This window comes from Pandoraea sp. NE5 (genome assembly GCF_024363545.1).
GTDB lineage: Bacteria > Pseudomonadota > Gammaproteobacteria > Burkholderiales > Burkholderiaceae > Pandoraea > Pandoraea cepalis.
This window is the reverse complement of the sequence record NZ_AP025517.1, coordinates 74773-92128: the sequence shown is the minus strand read 5'-3', so window position 1 is coordinate 92128 and position 17356 is coordinate 74773. Positions and strand designations below refer to the sequence as shown.

Genomic DNA, 17356 nt, shown 5'->3' with positions numbered 1-17356 from the left:
GGCCCGATCGGGCGCGACGGTTTTTCAAGGCTTCGGCATGCTTGCGCTACTTGACTCCCGGAACGCCCCGATGAACTTGGAAGACACTTACCCCCCAACCGATTTGCCCGTGCGCCGCCACGATGCGCCGGATTTGCGTTTCGTCAGCGTGTTTTCCGCAGGTGCGGGCGGCGGTAATCCTGCGCCTGTCGTGTTCGATGCGGACGACTTGTCATCCGATGAGATGATGGCCATCGCATCGCGCTATGGTCACGAAAGCGCCTTCGTCTGCCAAAGCCGCGACCCGCGCCACACCGTTCGGCTCCGCTTTTTTGTGCCGGCGCACGAAATGGAGATGTGCGGTCATGCGACGCTCGGCGCGATGTGGTTGTTGCGCCAAGCCGGTCGGTGGACGACACCCCATGCTACCGTCGAGACGCTAAGCGGCCTCGTTGACGTACGTTACGACGAGACGTCGCGGCGTATCGATGTCGGCCAGCCGCGTGGCATTGTCGAGCCCATTGGCGATCGGGCACTCGTGGACGCCGTATGTCGGGTGCTCAGAATCGACGCGGACGATCTTGCGTCCCTGGGCATCGTCAATGCTCGAACGAGTCGCACGAAAACGCTGATCCCGGTCCGGTCTGTGCAGGTGCTCAATGCGTTGTCGCCTGCTCTGGACGACGTGCGCACGTTGTGCGACGCACTGGACTCGACGGGGCTGTATCCGTTCGCGCTCGAACGAGCGCGGCCACTGACGCTGCATGCGCGCCAGTTTCCACGGTTGTCGGGTTATCCGGAAGACGCGGCCACCGGCATTGCTGCCGCGGCGACGCTGTACGGCGCGATTCACTATGGTTTGCTGAGCGAAGGCGAATCGTCGATGCGGGTCTATCAGGGCTTCGCGATGGGGCGTCCGTCGTGTATCCGCGTGGCATTACGTGATGCCGATCATATCGAGGCGGGCTGCTGGATCAGTGGCGCGGTGGAGTTTGCCATGCTGGAGCCGACGACATGAAGACCTTCAGCAATGCACAAGTGGCCAGTGTTCTCGACGTGCCGTCGGTGGTCGAAGCCATTCGCGCGGCCTATCGCGATATGGCGAGTGGTGCTGCAGCGGTGCAACCGCGCGCGCGAATGGGTCTTGATGACGTCAAATTCAGTGCGATGAGCGCGATGCTCGGCTCGCAGCGCATCGCGGCGAGCAAACTCTATACGACGATTGACGGTCGTTTTCGATTCTACGTCGCGCTGCTCTCGCTCGACGATGGCGAGTTGATCGCTCTACTGGAAGGCGACGCGATCACGGGGTTCCGCACATCCGCGACGACGCTGCTCGCGGCTGCCCATCTGGCACGTCCCGACAGTCGCACGCTGGGGCTTTTCGGAAGTGGCATTCAGGCGAGGGCGCATGCCTTGGCGTTTGCGAGCCGTCCTAACCTGCGCAAGGTCCGAATCCATAGTCACGACGCCTCCGGCGCTCAGGCGCTCGCCTCCGACATCGAGCGTGACCACGGCCTGGCTGCGGAGGTCACCGACGCCAGGTCGGCCGCCTCGTCCGACCTCGTCGTGCTTGCGACGCGTGCGTCGATGCCGGTTATCCGAGGGGCGTGGCTGAGCGAGGGAGCTTTCGTGGCGAGCATCGGTGCGACGCGCCCGGATCAACGCGAAATGGACGATGCATCGTTGCGACGCGCGTCACGCATCGTCGTCGACTGGACCGGGCAAACGCCGCACGAAACCGGCGACCTATGTATGCCGACGCAAACATGGCTGGCATCGTCGGCGCTCATTGATCTCTCAACGGTGATTTCCGCAGACGAGCACCGTAATGCCGGCGCTACGGACATCGTGATCTATAAAGCCGTCGGCATCGCCTTGCAGGATGCCGCCGTCGCCTATCTTGCCTACTTGCGCCTCATCGCGTAACGCACCATTCGCCGGCAATGCCGGCTGAAGTCAAGGAATCCATCATGAAGTTTCCCCTCACCTTTCGCATACTGATCGGGATGCTGCTTGGCATCGCCGTTGGCTATGCCTGTCACACGTGGCTGCCGGCAGATGAAGCCGCGCGTGCCGGTGGTTATTTCTCCCTGCTGGCCGAGCTTTTCCTTCGACTCATCAAGATGATCATCGCGCCGCTGGTTTTTTGTACGCTGGTGATCGGCGTGACGAAAATCGGGGATGTACGCGCCGCCGGGCGTATTGGCCTGCGCACCTTGGCGTGGTTTCTCGCGGCGGGCTTTCTGTCGCTGGCACTGGGTGCCGGTCTGGCGAACTGGCTGAAGCCGGGCGCCGCGCTGGATCTGCCGCTGCCGCCCGCTGATGTGACAACCGGCTTGAATGCCGGCGGATTGTCGCTCAATCAATTCGTCGTGCATCTCGTGCCAAGCAGCATCGTTGCGGCCATGTCGAGCAACGAGATTCTGCAGATCGTCGTATTTGCCGCATTTTTCAGTGCCGGCCTGTTGGCGTTGGGCGACAAAGGGGAGAGTATCGTACGCTTGCTCGACCAGACCTCGCACGTGATGCTGCGGGTCACGTCCTACGTGATGGCCGCCGCGCCGCTCGCAGTCTTTGGGGCGCTGGCGAATGTGGTTGCGACGCGCGGGCTGTCGGTCCTCGCGACGTACGGTCGCTTCATGGGCGAGTTTTACGGCGGGTTGCTACTGCTTTGGACGCTGATTGTCCTGGCGGGCGGTGTCATGTTCGGTCGACGTGTATTTTCGCTTGTGCGTTATATGCGCGTACCGATGCTATTGGGGTTTAGTACCGCGAGCAGCGAATCCGCCTATCCAAAGACGCTCGAACAGCTGGAGCGGTTTGGCGTGCCGACGCGGATCGCGAGCTTCGTGCTGCCGATCGGCTATTCATTCAATCTCGATGGCACGATGATGTATTGCACGTTCGCGACGCTGTTTATCGCACAGGCCTATGGCGTACACCTGTCGTTTGCCCAGCAGTTGTCGATGCTGGCGATCTTGATGTTGACGAGCAAAGGCATGGCGGCGGTGCCGCGCGCCTCGCTTGTGGTGATCGCTGCTACGTTGAGCCAGTTCAATATCCCGGAGGCAGGACTGTTGCTGGTGATGGGCGTGGATCACTTTCTCGACATGGGGCGCACGGCGACCAACGTGCTAGGCAACGCGGTGGCGTCGGCGGCCGTGGCCAAATGGGAAGGGGTGCTTGCCTCGTCAACACAAGACGACTTGGCGCCTTCGCCGCGCCTCGCACGCAATGAGCCGCGTGAATCGGCCGGGCTCGACTTGCCGTTGGAAAGTGAGCCCAGTCGCGTTTGACCACGTCGGGCATGGGCGTGAATCGGCTCGGCGGCCTCTCAAGTCAGCCGTGCGTCAGTCTGCGGACTCGATCGTGATCTCGGGATGCGTGCGGAATTGCACCAGTCTGTCATCGTCGGCGCGCGCTTCGGTGATGAGCGTCCAGAGCCGTTCCAGCGGCGTCCAGTGCTGCTGACTCGCGCGATCGAGCTTATTGGCGGTGACCAGCACATACACGTCGGCCGACTGGCGGACGATGCACTCCTTGAGCCACGCCTGCTCGGCGGAGGCCTCGCACAGGCCGCGTCCGGCAACGACGCCGTCGGCACCCAGAAATGCCTTGTCGACCGACACGCGGGAGAGTGCGAGTTGTGCCAACGGCCCGAGTACGCTCATGCTCGACGGTCGCACGTCGCCGCCGATCAGCGTCACAGGCACCTTGTTGGCCGCCAGCGCACCGACGACGAGCAAGTTGTTCGTGACGACGTGCACCCCCTCACGCCCGGCAAGAAAACGCGCCATCGCTTCGGTGGTCGTCCCCCCATCGAGAAAGATCGTATCGCCGTCGGTGACGTGTGCCACGGCGGCGCGTGCGATGACATCTTTCTGTTCGCGGAAGCTCTCACGACGCAGCTCCAACGATTCCTCTGGTTCGTGCATGCGTATCGGCGCCGCGGCGCCGCCGTAGGTGCGCACGACGCGACGCTCGTCGGCCAGAGCGCGCAGGTCGCGGCGCACCGTTGCCTCCGACATGCCGAAATGGGCGCACAAGGCAGCGACATCCGTCATGCCTGACAGGACGGCTTTGAAAATCGCCTCACGGCGGTTCGCAACTTTCATGAGTGGATCGGTGCTGAGCAAAACGGGAGAAATGCGAGCGAAGGACGGGTTCGCCGCGCGGCGCGCATAGTGTAGCGTCCCCGCGTGCAGCCATCGTCCAACGCGCCGCCCCGAACGACCACGATACCCTCACGACGGGTGCCGAGAAATGATTGATTCGATCATTTTTTTGGAAAATCCGACGTGATGAAAGCCCGTGGGGAGTGGATTTCACTCGGCGATTACGCATTATTCACAATATTTGCACATTTTTCTGGCAGCGATTAGACTTCAGTCTGATCAAATCGATCAAAATAATGATCGATTGGTTTATATCCACATTGGTCGGGAGACAACCATGGCTCAAATTCGTATCAAGCGCGCCATCGAGCGCGTGCCGGGGGGGATGATGATCGTTCCCTTGCTGATCGGTTCGTTGATTGCCACCTTCATGCCGGGGATGCCGACGTTCTTCGGCTCGTTTACCAACGCGTTGTTCACGGGCGCGCTGCCGATCCTCGCGGTGTTCTATGTCTGCATGGGCGCCAGCATCGATGTCAAGGCAACGCCGTACCTGATCAAGAAAGGCGGGGCGTTGTTCGCGGCCAAGATCGGCGCGGCGATTGTGGTCGGTATCGTGCTGGGGCATTTCCTGGGTGAGGCACCGGTCGCGTCGGGCATGTTCGCCGGCATTTCCACGCTGGCCGTGGTCGCGGCGATGAACGACACCAATGGTGGCCTGTACATGGCGCTGATGGGGCAGTACGGTCGCTCGGAAGACGTGGGCGCCTACACGATCATGTCGCTGGAATCGGGCCCGTTCCTGACGATGGTCACGCTGGGTGTCGCGGGCTTGTCCGCGTTCCCGTGGCCGACGCTGGTGGGCAGCATCCTGCCGCTGGCCGTGGGGATGTTGCTGGGCAATCTCGATCGTGAAATGCGTGATTTTCTGGGCCGTGCCGTGCCGGTGATGATTCCGTTCTTCGCGCTGGCGCTCGGCGCGGGGCTTGATCTGCACAAGGTCTGGCAGGCGGGCCTGCTGGGCATCCTGCTCGGCTTTGCCGTCGTCGTCGTCACAGGTATTCCGCTTTACATCGTCGACCGCCTGACGGGCGGGACGGGCGTGGCGGGTACGGCCGCCGCGAACACGGCTGGCAATGCCGCCGCGGTGCCCGCGCTGATCGCTGCCGCCAATCCGGTCTACGAGGCCGCCGCCAAGAGCGCAACGCTGCTGGTGGCAGCCTGCGTGGTGGTGACGGCCATCGTCTCGCCGATCCTGACGGCCGCGGTTGCCAAGCGTGTGGCGGCCCGGGGTCTGGGGGCTGCGGCCAAGGGAGCGGTGCAGTGAGCATGCTCATTGTCGCCGACGATTTGTCCGGCGCGGCCGACTGCGCGATCGGCTTTACCAACGCCGGTCGTCGTAGCGTCGTGTCGCTCGATATCGAAGGCTTCAATGCGACGGCGCAAGTGGTGGCGATCGACATCGACACGCGCCGTCTGTCGGCGCACGAGGCCGCCGCACGCGCAGTCGCGGCGTGGCAGCGGCTTGCCGCGCCAGAACGGCGTCTCTACAAGAAGATCGACTCGACACTGCGTGGCAACTGGGTTGCGGAAGTCGCTGCGCTGCAGCCGCTCGCGGGCTTGGCCATTGTGGCGCCGGCGTTCCCTGCCACGGGGCGTGTCGTGCGAGACGGAGAAGTGTTCGTGCGCGGTGTGCCATTGGCCGAGACCGACACCTGGCGACTGGAGCATGACGCTCAGGAGGCGCGACTCGCGCCGATGTTGGCGGCGGCGGGCGTGAGGGCGCAGATCATGTCCTCGGATTTGCTGCGCAAGGATTTTGTGGCGGCGCGTGCAGCGTTGACCGATGTCGTTGCGCAGGCGCGCGCCAACGGCGTGACGGCGTTGATCGTCGATGCGCAGACCGATGACGATCTCGTCATGCTGGCGCGCGCGAGCGTCGGGCTGACGGACATCTTTTGGGTCGGCTCGGGCGGTCTCGCTCGCGCACTGGCCGAACAATCGGCATTGTTCGCGCCGACGGATGGGACGGGCGATACGAGCGGTAAGGGCGGCATGGGCGACGCGCGAGACAATGCGCGCGTGACGAGCGACGCCGGGACGACCGGTCCCTTGCTGACGCTGGTGGGCAGCCTGTCCGCCGTGTCGCAACAGCAGTGCGCGCGGCTATGCGCGGAGCACGCGGTGGTCGAATGGATCGTGCCGCCCGCGGTCCTGCGCGCCGGCGCGTCGCATCCCGACAGCGCACGCTGGTGTGCGGCGATTGGCGATGCCATTGGGCAGGGAAGCGACCTGCTGGTGCGAATCGGGCGTGACGATGCCTTCGATCCGGCAGAGGGTGCGCAGCTTTCGGCCTCGCTGGCGGCGTTGATCGCGCCGCACTTCGCGCGCTTGTCGGGCCTTGTCGTCACCGGCGGCGAGACGGCGCGCGCGATGTTGAGCGCGGTGGGTATCGGCGCGCTCGAACTGCTCGCTGAAGTGGAGCCTGGCGTCGCCGTGGGGCGGCCGGCCAATGGGGCGTCGATGCGCATCGTGACGAAGGCCGGCGCTTTCGGCGGCGAAGCGGCGCTGCATAGCGCCTACCGATATTTGCGCACGACGCCCGACCTGCGCGAGCGCCATTGAGGCAACGCGAGCCGGTAACGCAACAACAGAACATCATCCCGGAATACTTTCCGGACGTCCTCCCAACGAAATGGATATCAACGCAAACGCCATGAATCAATATCTCCCCGTCATTGGCATCACCATGGGTGACGCGGCTGGCGTCGGCCCGGAAATTATCGTGAAGAGCCTGGCGCACGACAGCGTGTACCAGCAATGCCGCCCCGTCGTGATCGGCGACGCGCGACGTCTCGAGCAGGCCATCGCCATCGTCAAGATGCCGCTGAGCGTGCGTCGTATCGAGACGGTCGCGCAAGCGCGCTTCACGCCAGGCGTGATCGAGTGCATCGACCTGGGCCTGATCCCCGAGGACTTGCCGTTTGGCCAACTGTCGGCGATCGCGGGCGATGCCGCGTACCGGTACATCGCGCACGCGGCGAAGCTGGCCGAAGCCGGGGAAATCGACGCGATCTGCACGGCACCGCTGAACAAGGAAGCGCTGCACGCGGGGGGGCACAAGTTCCCCGGACACACCGAGATGCTCGCTCACCTGACGGGGATCGAAGAGGTGTCGATGATGCTTGTCGCGCCGAACCTGCGGGTGATTCACGTCACGACCCACATCGGCATCATCGATGCGATTCGCAAGATCGAGCCGGGCCTGGTTCAGCGTACGATCGAGCGCGGTCACGCTACGCTGGTCAAGGCGGGCATCGCGAATCCCCGCATTGCCGTGTGCGGCATCAACCCGCACGCGGGCGAGAACGGCTTGTTCGGCTACGGGGAAGAGGAAGAGAAGATCGTGCCGGCCGTGCAACGCTTGCGTGAGCGCGGCTGGGATATCGAAGGTCCGTTGCCTGCCGATACGTTGTTCTTCCGCGCCGGGCGCGGCGATTTCGATCTCGTGGTCGCCATGTACCACGATCAGGGGCATGGCCCGGTCAAGGTGCTGGGCCTGGAGGCAGGCGTGAACGTGACGGTCGGCTTGCAGGTGGTGCGCACGTCGGTCGACCACGGCACGGCGTTCGACATCGCGGGCAAGGGCATTGCCGACGAGCGCAGCCTGCTCGAAGCGCTGCGCCAAGGGGCCGAACTGGCGACGCGTCGGGCATGAATGCCGCTGACGCCGACGCTTCGCGCGTCGTCGTCAGTGGATCATTCCACCCCCATGTGTCCGCGATCGTTGATTTCGCGGATCAGCGAGCGCAACGCGCTGACGATGCGCTCGGTCATTCCCTCAGGCGGACGCCGCTGCGCCCATACGAGTCCCACATCCATCGACGGCACGCCCGTGCTCAGATCCCGTCGCAGGATTCGCCCACCGTCGATCGACCAGGGGCGATAGACGAGGTCCGAGAGAATCGATACCCCATAGCCCTGCGCCACGAGGCTACGAATTGCCTCGATCGAGCGAGTCCGGAAGTGCACGACCGGTTCGACCTGCGCGGCGTGCCAGTAGCGCTCGACCGTCTGCACGTGTTCATCCATATCAAGCAACAGGAAGCGCTGTCCGCGCACATCGTCGAGCGTGACGCTTGGCTTGTCTAGCAGCGGATGTCCGGGGCTGGTCCACAGCCGGCGCGTCGAGCGCAGCAACGTGTGCGAGACGAGTCCGTCAGCCACGACGTTCGACACTAACAGCAACGCCAGGTCGACCTCGCCCGCCAGCACAGCCGCTTCCAGTTCGCGGCGGTCGCCCTCGATCAACGTGAGTTCGACGTTCGGGAAGCGCTTGGACAAGGTGCTGGCCACCGAAGGCAGCAGATATGCCGAAATCGTTTCGGTGACGGCCAGTCGCAGACGGCCACCCGCATCGTCTGGAAGCGTGCGGGCCTCTTGCAGTGCGTCGTCGGTGGCGTTGAGGATACGGTAGGCGTGACGCAGAAATCGCTCGCCGGCCTCGGTCGGCCGCAGCCCCTTCGCGTGTCGTATGAAAAGCGGTGTGCCGACGATCACCTCCAGATTCTGCAAGGCAATCGTCAGCGACGACTGCGACGCGCTGCATCGCTCGGCTGCGCGCATCACCTGTCCTGTCTCGGCCACCGCCACGAAATACTCGATCTGACGCAGGGTTGGTTTCATTTAAAAAATCAATATTGCAAACTATATTTTTTATATTAGTAATAAAAGTGACGGCTGTATAGCATCGGAACATCGATTCCTATAGAGACGCATGAGACATGGTTCAGGAGGTCAAGCCCGGGTTCTGCACGTTGTGCCGCTCCCGCTGCGGCACGCTGGCTCGCGTGGAAAACGATGCGCTGATCGCGGTCGAACCCGATCCGTCGCATCCGAATGGCGCCGCGATGTGCCGCAAGGGCAAGGCGGCGCCGGAGCTGGTGCATCACCCCGACCGGTTGACTACACCGCTGCGCCGCACCACGCCGAAGGGGGCGGACGACCCGGGTTGGACGCCCATCTCGTGGGACGAAGCGCTCACCGAAATCGCTGCGCGACTGGGCGACATCCGTCGCGAGAGCGGTGCGCATGCCGTCGCGTTTGGCGTGACGACCCCAAGCGGCACGCCGCTATCAGACAGCATCGACTGGATCGAGCGCTTCATCCGGGTGTTCGGTAGCCCGAACACGATCTACGCGACGGAAATCTGCAACTGGCACAAGGATTTCGCGCACGCGTTCACGTTCGGGTGCGGCATGCCGACCGCCGATTACGCGCAGGCAGACGTCATCATGGTCTGGGGCCACAACCCCACGAGTACGTGGTTGAGCCAGGCGAACGCGATCGGGCGAGGGCGGGCGCGTGGCGCCAAGTTGCTCGTCGTCGACCCGCGCAAGACACCGCTTGCCGCCGACGCCGATGCCTGGCTGCCCGTGCGGCCCGGCACCGATGCGGCGCTGGCGCTCGGTCTCGCCCGTCGTCTGATCGACAGTGGGCGCTATGACGAGATGTTCGTGCGCCGGTGGACCAATGCGCCGCTGCTCGTGCGCAACGACAACGGGCACTTCCTGCGCGTACGCGATGTGGCTGCGACGCACGTCGGCGTGTCGCCGGAAGCCTTCGTGATCTGGAACGAAGCGGCGGCGGCACCGCAGCCGTACGAGACGACCCATGCGCTGAGCCGCGACGCGGCGAACCAAGCCGCCCTGCGCGGCGAGTTTGCGGTGATGTCCGGCGACGGATCGCGCATTGCCTGCCGGCCGGCGTTCGATCGTCTCTGCGCGGGGCTGGCCGCTTACGACGCGGCGACCGTAAGCGCACTCTGCGGCGTTTCTCCTGCGCAGCTCGACGCCGCCGCTGACCTCTTCACCGGGGCACAGCGCGTCGCTTATCACGCATGGTCGGGTGTCGCGCAGCACGCGAACGCGACGCAAATCGAGCGCGCCATCGCGGTCTTGTACGCACTGACCGGCAGCTTCGACAGACGCGGGGGTAATCGCGTGATGACGCGTCAACCGTTGAATGCCGTCAGTCAGCACGATCTTTTGAGCCCCGAGCAGCAGGCCAGGGCGCTGGGCCTCGACGCGCGTCCGCTGGGACCGCCTGCGCGCGGCTGGGTGACCGCGCGCGATACCTACCGCGCGATTCTCGATGGCACGCCCTATCGTGTGCGCGCGCTGTTCTGCTTCGGTACCAACGTGCTGGCGTCGCAGGCGGATTATGCGATGGCGCGCGAGGCGCTCGAAGCGCTCGAGTTTCACGTCCATTGCGATCTGTTCGAAACGCCGTCGGCGCGTTTCGCCGATATCGTGCTACCGGTGAACACGCCATGGGAACGCGAAGGCTTGCGCGCCGGCTTCGAGATCGACGATCGCGCCGACGCACTGATCCAACTTCGCCAGCGCATGGTGTCGCCGCGCGGTGAGTCGCGCAGCGACAACGACATCGTGTTCGATCTCGCAGTGCGCCTGGGCATGGGCGACGCCTTCTTCGGCGGCAGTCTCGATGCCGGCTGGAATCATCAACTCGCCCCGCTCGGGCTCGACGTGCAGACGTTGCGCGCGCATCCCGAGGGCATTTCGCGTCCGCAGCCGCAATATGAGCGCAAATACGCGCGCACCGAGGCCGGCGATGTGCGCGGCTTCGCCACCGAAACGCGGCGTGTCGAGCTGTATTCCGAGCATCTGCTGCGTCACGGATATCCGCCGGTACCGGTGCATGTGGCGCCCCGTGCCGTGAGCGACGATGAGGCGCTGCGCTTCCCGTTGCTGCTCGGTTCGACCAAGAACGGCTACTACTGCCACAGTCAGCATCGCGGACTCGCGAGCCTGCGCATGCGCGCCCCCGATCCCGTGGTGCATCTGCATCCGACGCTGGCGGCGCGCAGGCACATCGCCGAAGGCGATTGGGTGCGCGTGACGACGCCGGCCGGGGTCGCGCGCTTTCGCGCGGCGTTCGATGCCGGATTGGGCCTCGACGTGCTGCTTGCCGAATACGGCTGGTGGCAGGCTTGCGACAGCGTGGGACGTGACGGTTTCGCGATGGCGGGCGATCAGTCGAGCAACTTCAACGCACTGGTGACGACGCAGGACATCGATCCGATCAGCGGTGCATCGCCGTTGCGCTCGTTTCGATGCGACGTTGCGCGCGATCCGGCGAGCAATCCGGCCCGCCGCCCATGGGACGGCATGGCGCGCTTTCGCATTGCCGCGCTCGATGCCGCGGCCGAGGGGGTGTGCGCCATCGCGCTCGATCCGCTCGACGACGTGGGGCTACCCGACTATCTGCCGGGGCAGCACGTTACCGTGCGCGTATCGATTCCCGGGCAAGGGCAGCCCGTAACACGTGCGTACTCGCTCACCGGGCCCTCCAGCGAGCGCGACCGTCGCGGCTATCGCATTGCCGTGCGTCATCAGCAGGGGCGCACGTCCGAGGGCACACCGTTTGACGGCCTGGTCTCGAGTTGGCTGAACACCGGCGCTCGCGTGGGCGACGTGATCGAACTGGGCGCCCCGTCCGGGCGCTTCGTCATGCCGCTGCGCAGCCGCCAGCCGGTGGTGTGTTTCGCCGGCGGCATTGGTATCACGCCGTTCCTCTGCTATCTGGAATCGCTGGCGGAGCAGGCCGAGCGCGCGCCCTTGCCGCTGCCCGACGTCTGGCTGCATTACGCCAACCGCAATGGCGCCACGCACGCCTTCCGGGATCGGCTGGCGGCGCTTGCGCAGCGCCTGCCCAACGTGCGCGTCTTCAACTACTACGACGCGCCGCGCGAGGCGGATGTTCTCGGTCGCGACTACGCCTCGGCAGAGCGGCTGTCTGCGGCCGTGGTGTCCGACGACCTGATCAAGCGACGCGCACGCTTCTACGTGTGCGGTCCGGCGCCCATGATGACGGCCGTGATGGCGGGGTTGGCGGCGCGTGGCGTACCCGCGTTCGACATGTTCAAGGAGGCGTTCCGTTCGCCGAGCGCGCCGCGTGTGGACGCCGGGGCCGCGTGGCCCGTTACGTTCGCTCGCTCGGGCCGCGAGGCTGTCTGGATGCCGTCGCACGGCAGCCTGTTGTCGTTTGCCGAGTCGCTGGGGCTGGCACTGCCAAGCGGTTGCCGTGTCGGGCAATGCGAGAGTTGTGCGGTGCGCGTGCTGGCTGGCGAGGTCGAGCACCTGGGCGACGTGGCGCTCGACGAGCCCGGCATGTGTCTGGCCTGTCAGGCCGTGCCGCGCGAAGCCATCGTGCTCGACGCCTGACATCTCATTTCCACCTCGACGAGGAGCTGTACTCATGAAATTCATCGACGCCGACGCCACTCGCGAGGCATTGGCTTTCGGCCCGTTGCTCGACGCGCTTCGTAGCCTGTTCGTCACCGGATGCGACGTGCCGCTGCGCCACACGCACGTCATCTCGGAATCGGGTACGCGCGATGCGATGACCGTGCTCATCATGCCCGCGTGGCAGCCCGGCGGTTATCTCGGCATCAAGACCGTCAACATCGCACCGGCCAATGCGCAGCGCGGCGTGCCGGGTCTGCATTCGACCTATCTGCTCTATGACGCCACGACGGGCGTGCCGCTGGCGCAGATGGACGGCAACGAGATCACGTCGCGCCGCACGGCGGCGGCCTCTGCGCTGGCTGCCTCGTATCTGGCGCCAGACGATGCGTCGCATCTCGCGCTGCTCGGCGCGGGCCGCGTGGGGGCGCTCGTGCCGCTGGCCTATCGTGCGGTGCGCCCCATCACACGTGTGAGCGTGTGGGATCGCGATGCGCAGGCGTCCGGGCGTCTGGTCGAGCGCCTGCATGCGCAAGGTTTCGACGCGGTCGTGTGCCATACCGCGAAGTCGGCCGTCGAAGGCGCGGACGTCGTCACCTGCGCAACGCTGGCGACCGAGCCCGTCGTGCAGGGCGACTGGTTGGCGCCGGGCGTCCATCTGGATCTGATCGGCAGCTTTACGCCGCAGATGCGCGAAGCCGACGATCTCTGCTTTGCCGGCGCTTCGTTGTACGTCGACACCGACGAAGCGCTGGCCAAATCGGGGGAGTTGCTCGGACCGATGTCGCGAGGCGTGTTCACCGCGTCGGACGTGCGCGGCACGCTGGCCGACCTGTGTCGCGCAGGACGCGGATGTCGTAACGGCGGGGGTGAGCGCACGGTATTCAAGGCCGTAGGGACAGCGCTGGAAGATCTCGCGGCCGCCACGCTCGTCTGGCAGGCGACTCAACACGCTTGACGCGACGCAGGCAGCGGGCGATGGACGACGGCGGCGATGAAAGGTCGCTGCCGCAGGGCTGGGCACGGGGCGCGCATCGCGAGGTGCGGCGGTGCCGATCATGACAAACCTAAGGGAACACAGGCAATGAAACCGGGAAATTCACTTTCGAGCATGTCGGAGACGCCGCAGGACGGCGGACTTCTGGAACGTCTGGCGGCGGCGGTCACGCGTTGGTCCGAGCGCTGGTTTCCGGACGCCTATCTTTTCGCGGCGCTTGCCGTCATCGTATGCGCGGGCGGCGCGCTCGCCATCGGTGTCCCGGCGGTCAAAGTGGGCGTGGCCTTTGGCGACGGTTTCTGGAGCCTGATCCCGTTCACGATGCAGATGGCCATCGTGGCGATCTCGGGCTATGTGGTGGCCGTCTCGCCGCCCGCGGCGTTGCTCATCCGCAAGATGGCCACGCTGCCGCGCAGCGGTCGTAGCGCGGTGGCGTATGTGGCATTTGTGAGTATCGTGCTCTCGCTGTTCAACTGGGCCATCAGCCTGGTCTTCGCCGGCCTGCTGGTGCGCGCGATTGCGCGCCGCGACGACATTCGCATGGACTACCGTGCGGGGGGCGCCGCGGCGTATCTGGGCATGGGGGCGACGTGGGCGCTCGGCCTGAGTTCGTCGGCGGCGCAGTTGCAGGCCAACCCGGCAAGCTTGCCGAAGGCGCTGGTCGAGATCACCGGCGTCATTCCGTTCGCCGACACCATCTTCCTGCCGCAATCGATGGCGATTGCCGCCGTGCTGACGGTGGTGTCGGTGGCGCTGGCTTACTACTCGGCACCGCGCGACGACCGCGCAACCATCGCGGCCGACCTCGGTGTGTCGCTCGACGATATGGCAAAGCCTTACGTGCGTGCGCAACGCCCAGGAGATTGGCTTGAATACAGCCCGGTAGTCACGGTGCTGATCGTGGCGCTGGGCGTGCTCTGGATCGGACATGAGTTCACGACAAAGGATCCGCTGCTGGCGATCTCCAATCTGAACACTTACAACTTCGTGTTCCTGATGTTGGGCATGTTGCTGAACTGGCGTCCCCGCCGGTTTCTCGATGCGATCGCGAAGTCGGTGCCGTCCGTGGCGGGCGTGCTGATCCAGTTCCCGCTCTACGGCGGCATTGCCTATCTGCTGACCAAAGCGCCGGGCATCGACGGGGCGACGCTTTCGCACCACCTGTCGAGCTTCTTCGTGGCGATCTCGTCGCAGACGTCTTTCCCGGGCGTGATGGGCGTGTATTCGGCGGTACTGGGCTTCTTCGTGCCGTCGGGCGGCGGCAAGTGGATCATCGAGGCTCCGTATGTGATGCAGGCAGCCAACGACCTGCATGTGCACCTGGGGTGGGCGGTGACCGTGTACAACGCAGCCGAAGCGCTGCCGAATCTGATCAATCCGTTTTGGATGCTCCCGCTGCTGGGGGTGCTAGGTCTGCGCGCGCGCGACATTGTCGGATATACGTTCACGCAGTTGTTGGTGCACTTCCCCGTGGTCATTGTCATGCTGTGGCTGCTCGCGCAGACATTGACGTATCACCCGCCGGTCATGCCGTGAGGTGTAGGTTGTCGCGCGAACTTCGGAGGTCGAAGCGGATTGCGATTGGCGCTACACTGTGCCCCGAAAAAGGTGATCCATGTCGCACTTCACGGGGGAATTCGAAACATGTCAGCCAGAACCTTGCTGATCGCCTGCCTGGCCACCGCAGGAATATCGGTGGCCGGTGGCGCGGCCGCTCAGTCCTACTTGCAGAGTGGCGATCTGAACAGCATCCGCCAGTCGAATCAGGCCGCGCCGGGTGGTCAGCCCGGCGTGGGGCTTACGCCGCCTGCGTCGACACATGACAGGGAAGGCGGCGTTGGCGCACGGTTCAAGCAGGGCATGGCGGAGGGTGAGCGGCAGGCACAACGCCAGCGTGAGTCGTCCGCGACAAACGATATGCAGATGAGGCAACTGACGGATCCGCAACGCGCGCCGCAAGGTCGTTTCCCGGGCGCGTCGACGAACGCGCAGGGTGCGGTCTACTTCAACGAGCAGGGGCCCACCGCTTGCAAGCGAGATCCGGTGTCGGGGCAGGTGCAATGTGGGGCGACCACCTCACGATAAGCGCCGTCTTACCGCTTTCGATTATCGCGATGCGACATCGTCCGGGCGGCACACCGACAGCACCTGTTGTCGAAGCCAGCGATGAACGGGGTCCGCGTCCATTCGGGGATGCCACATCAACGACACGGCAATCTGTCCTGTCGTCACCGGCAGGTCGAACACGTGGACCGGCGCGGATGAGGTTGCGACCCGCTGTGCGGCGCGTTGCCTCATGAGTGACGCAGGCACCAGCGCGATCAAGTCGGACGCCTGCGCTACGGACAACGCCGCCGGAAAGCTTGGCACCACCGCGACAATATCGCGGTGCAGACCCAGCGCGTCAAGCGCGACATCGACAGGCCCCCGCCCGGCGCCGTGCCGCGATGCCACGACATGCCCGAACGCAACGTATCGCTCGGCGTCCGGCGCGCCGTGCGCGACGAGCGGATGGCCCGAACGCACCACGCCCACGAAGTGATCGCGGAACAGCGTCTGCAGGCGAATTTCCGGGCCCATGTTGCTCGCCCCGCCGATGTCCCCCAGCACGCCGATTTCCAGATCGGCCTCCCCGCCTCGCAACGGCATCGCGGTCTTTTCCGCCTTGGACAGAAAGCGCAGGCTCACGAACGGGGCCGCCTGTGTGAGCGCGGCAATCAACGACGCGCCGAAGGCGTCGACGAAGCCATCGTTGGCGCGAAGCGTAAAGGTGCGGCGCAGTGTGGCGAAGTCAGGCGATGATGTGGCGGGCGCGAGCAGCAGGCGTGCTTCGTCGACGGCGCCTCGGCTGCGCGTGCGCAATTGCTCGGCGTGCGGCGTGAGCACCATGCGGCGACCGGCGCGAACCAGCAGCGGATCGCCCGTGGTGTCGCGCAAGCGGCTCAGCGTACGGCTCATCGCCGATGCGCTCAGCCCCAACCGGCGTGCGGCACTTGCCACGCTGACTTCGGCGAGCAGGGCATCCAGCGCTATTAGCAGGTTCAGATCGGGGTCGGTCATGGGGGCGACGGAACGAGATGTGGCGTTACGCGCATGTTATCAGTGCAACGGCTGCGTCTTCCGCCATGTCTTGCATCGACCTATAGTCCCTCACAGCACACGTCGTACCGCCTCCCGGCATTCCGTCGCGGACGTGCGGGCGACGTTGGATACGAGGAACGACGCATGCAGAACGAAACAATCTCCCAAGTTTCCCCGCAAAAAACTGTCTTGCTGTTCGGCGCATCGCGCGGTCTGGGCTTCGCAATGGCGCAGGCGTATCTCAGGCGCGGCTGGCATGTCATCGCCACGGCTCGGCAAGGGTCGTCTGGCGCGCTCGATGCGTTGGTTGATAGCTTGGGCGCAGCCGTCGGCGGTGCGCTGGAGGTCGAAACGGTCGATATCGCGATACCGGCGCAAGTCACCGCATTGCGCGAGCGATTGGCGGGGCGCCGTGTCGATTTGCTCTTCGTGAACGCCGGGGTGAAGAACGACGACCGTGAGACGATTGCCGACGTGTCGACCGAGGAGTTCGTGCGCGTTATGGTGACGAACGCGCTGAGCCCAATGCGGGTGATCGAGACGTTCGAGTCGCTTGTGCCTCCCGGCGGCACGCTGGGGGTGATGTCCTCGGGACAGGGCAGCGTCACGAACAACACGAACGGCCACTACGAGGTCTACCGGGCCAGCAAGGCGGCGCTCAACATGTTGATGCGCAGCTTCGCGGCGCGGCATGGCGACGACACGCGCACGTTGCTGCTGACGGCCCCCGGCTGGGTACGCACGGACATGGGCGGGGCGGACGCGCGTCTGAGCATCGACGAGAGCATCCCCCACCTGATCGACACCATCACGGCGCACGAGGGGCGCGCCGGACTGCACTACGTCGACTATCTCGGTCGTACGGTGCCATGGTGATGATGTGCCACAACGGATTGCTGCTCCCGCAGCGGTCT

At 65.0% G+C, this 17356-nt stretch carries 14 protein-coding genes; 11 read left to right on the top strand and 3 right to left on the bottom strand.

What is annotated here, in order from left to right; translation table 11 throughout:
- Nucleotides 1-70: 70 nt before the first annotated feature.
- From PanNE5_RS00400 to PanNE5_RS00390, 3 genes are read left to right on the top strand one after another with little or no spacing between them, the layout of a single operon-like run.
- Entirely contained in the window at nucleotides 71-997 is a 927-nt protein-coding gene (locus PanNE5_RS00400) for a PhzF family phenazine biosynthesis protein (protein ID WP_261938937.1), read from the top strand.
- The gene (locus tag PanNE5_RS00395; RefSeq protein ID WP_261938936.1) at nucleotides 994-1908 is read left to right on the top strand and encodes an ornithine cyclodeaminase family protein; all 915 of its coding nucleotides are present in this window, start codon (nucleotides 994-996) and stop codon (nucleotides 1906-1908) included. The genes PanNE5_RS00400 and PanNE5_RS00395 overlap by 4 nt, the downstream gene beginning before the upstream one ends.
- A 44-nt stretch (nucleotides 1909-1952) precedes the next feature.
- Nucleotides 1953-3278, top strand: a complete 1326-nt coding sequence (locus PanNE5_RS00390) for a dicarboxylate/amino acid:cation symporter (protein ID WP_261938935.1) — start codon at nucleotides 1953-1955, stop codon at nucleotides 3276-3278.
- 54 nt (nucleotides 3279-3332) lie between these two features.
- On the opposite strand, the gene PanNE5_RS00385 is transcribed toward PanNE5_RS00390, so the two are convergent.
- Nucleotides 3333-4097 carry a DeoR/GlpR family DNA-binding transcription regulator gene (locus tag PanNE5_RS00385; RefSeq protein WP_261938934.1) on the bottom strand — a complete coding sequence of 255 codons (765 nt, stop codon included), beginning with the start codon at nucleotides 4095-4097 and terminating at the stop codon, nucleotides 3333-3335.
- A gap of 337 nt (nucleotides 4098-4434) precedes the next feature.
- On the opposite strand from PanNE5_RS00385, the gene PanNE5_RS00380 reads away from it, so the two are divergent.
- From PanNE5_RS00380 to pdxA, 3 genes are all read left to right on the top strand, one after another.
- Nucleotides 4435-5424: a 2-keto-3-deoxygluconate permease gene (locus PanNE5_RS00380; protein ID WP_150551945.1), complete on the top strand. Its 990-nt coding sequence runs from the start codon at nucleotides 4435-4437 to the stop codon at nucleotides 5422-5424.
- Complete coding sequence (locus PanNE5_RS00375; RefSeq protein ID WP_261938933.1) at nucleotides 5421-6722, top strand: four-carbon acid sugar kinase family protein; 1302 nt, start codon at nucleotides 5421-5423, stop codon at nucleotides 6720-6722. The genes PanNE5_RS00380 and PanNE5_RS00375 overlap by 4 nt, the downstream gene beginning before the upstream one ends.
- 91 nt (nucleotides 6723-6813) lie before the next feature.
- Nucleotides 6814-7815 carry a 4-hydroxythreonine-4-phosphate dehydrogenase PdxA gene (gene pdxA / locus PanNE5_RS00370; protein ID WP_150563788.1) on the top strand — a complete coding sequence of 334 codons (1002 nt, stop codon included), beginning with the start codon at nucleotides 6814-6816 and terminating at the stop codon, nucleotides 7813-7815.
- Nucleotides 7816-7856: 41 nt separating this feature from the next.
- On the opposite strand, the gene PanNE5_RS00365 is transcribed toward pdxA, so the two are convergent.
- On the bottom strand, nucleotides 7857-8783 hold the full coding sequence (locus PanNE5_RS00365) for a LysR family transcriptional regulator (protein WP_261938932.1): 927 nt from the start codon (nucleotides 8781-8783) through the stop codon (nucleotides 7857-7859).
- A 98-nt stretch (nucleotides 8784-8881) separates the two neighbouring features.
- On the opposite strand from PanNE5_RS00365, the gene PanNE5_RS00360 reads away from it, so the two are divergent.
- The 4 genes from PanNE5_RS00360 (at nucleotide 8882) to PanNE5_RS00345 (ending at nucleotide 15446) form a co-directional block, all read left to right on the top strand.
- Complete coding sequence (locus PanNE5_RS00360) at nucleotides 8882-12343, top strand: molybdopterin-dependent oxidoreductase (protein WP_261938931.1); 3462 nt, start codon at nucleotides 8882-8884, stop codon at nucleotides 12341-12343.
- 34 nt (nucleotides 12344-12377) lie between these two features.
- A complete protein-coding gene (locus tag PanNE5_RS00355) occupies nucleotides 12378-13322 on the top strand; it encodes an ornithine cyclodeaminase family protein (RefSeq protein ID WP_261938930.1) in 945 nt (314 codons plus the stop codon).
- A gap of 126 nt (nucleotides 13323-13448) precedes the next feature.
- Nucleotides 13449-14897: a short-chain fatty acid transporter gene (locus PanNE5_RS00350; RefSeq protein ID WP_261938929.1), complete on the top strand. Its 1449-nt coding sequence runs from the start codon at nucleotides 13449-13451 to the stop codon at nucleotides 14895-14897.
- A gap of 108 nt (nucleotides 14898-15005) precedes the next feature.
- Nucleotides 15006-15446 (top strand): hypothetical protein, encoded by a 441-nt coding sequence (locus tag PanNE5_RS00345; RefSeq protein ID WP_261938928.1) that lies wholly within the window; start codon nucleotides 15006-15008, stop codon nucleotides 15444-15446.
- A gap of 21 nt (nucleotides 15447-15467) precedes the next feature.
- Here the strand turns inward: PanNE5_RS00345 and PanNE5_RS00340 are convergent, their stop codons facing one another.
- On the bottom strand, nucleotides 15468-16421 hold the full coding sequence (locus PanNE5_RS00340; protein WP_261938927.1) for a LysR family transcriptional regulator: 954 nt from the start codon (nucleotides 16419-16421) through the stop codon (nucleotides 15468-15470).
- A gap of 165 nt (nucleotides 16422-16586) precedes the next feature.
- Between PanNE5_RS00340 and PanNE5_RS00335 the strand changes: the two genes are divergently transcribed.
- Nucleotides 16587-17318 (top strand): SDR family NAD(P)-dependent oxidoreductase, encoded by a 732-nt coding sequence (locus tag PanNE5_RS00335; protein ID WP_261938926.1) that lies wholly within the window; start codon nucleotides 16587-16589, stop codon nucleotides 17316-17318.
- Nucleotides 17319-17356: the final 38 nt, after the last annotated feature.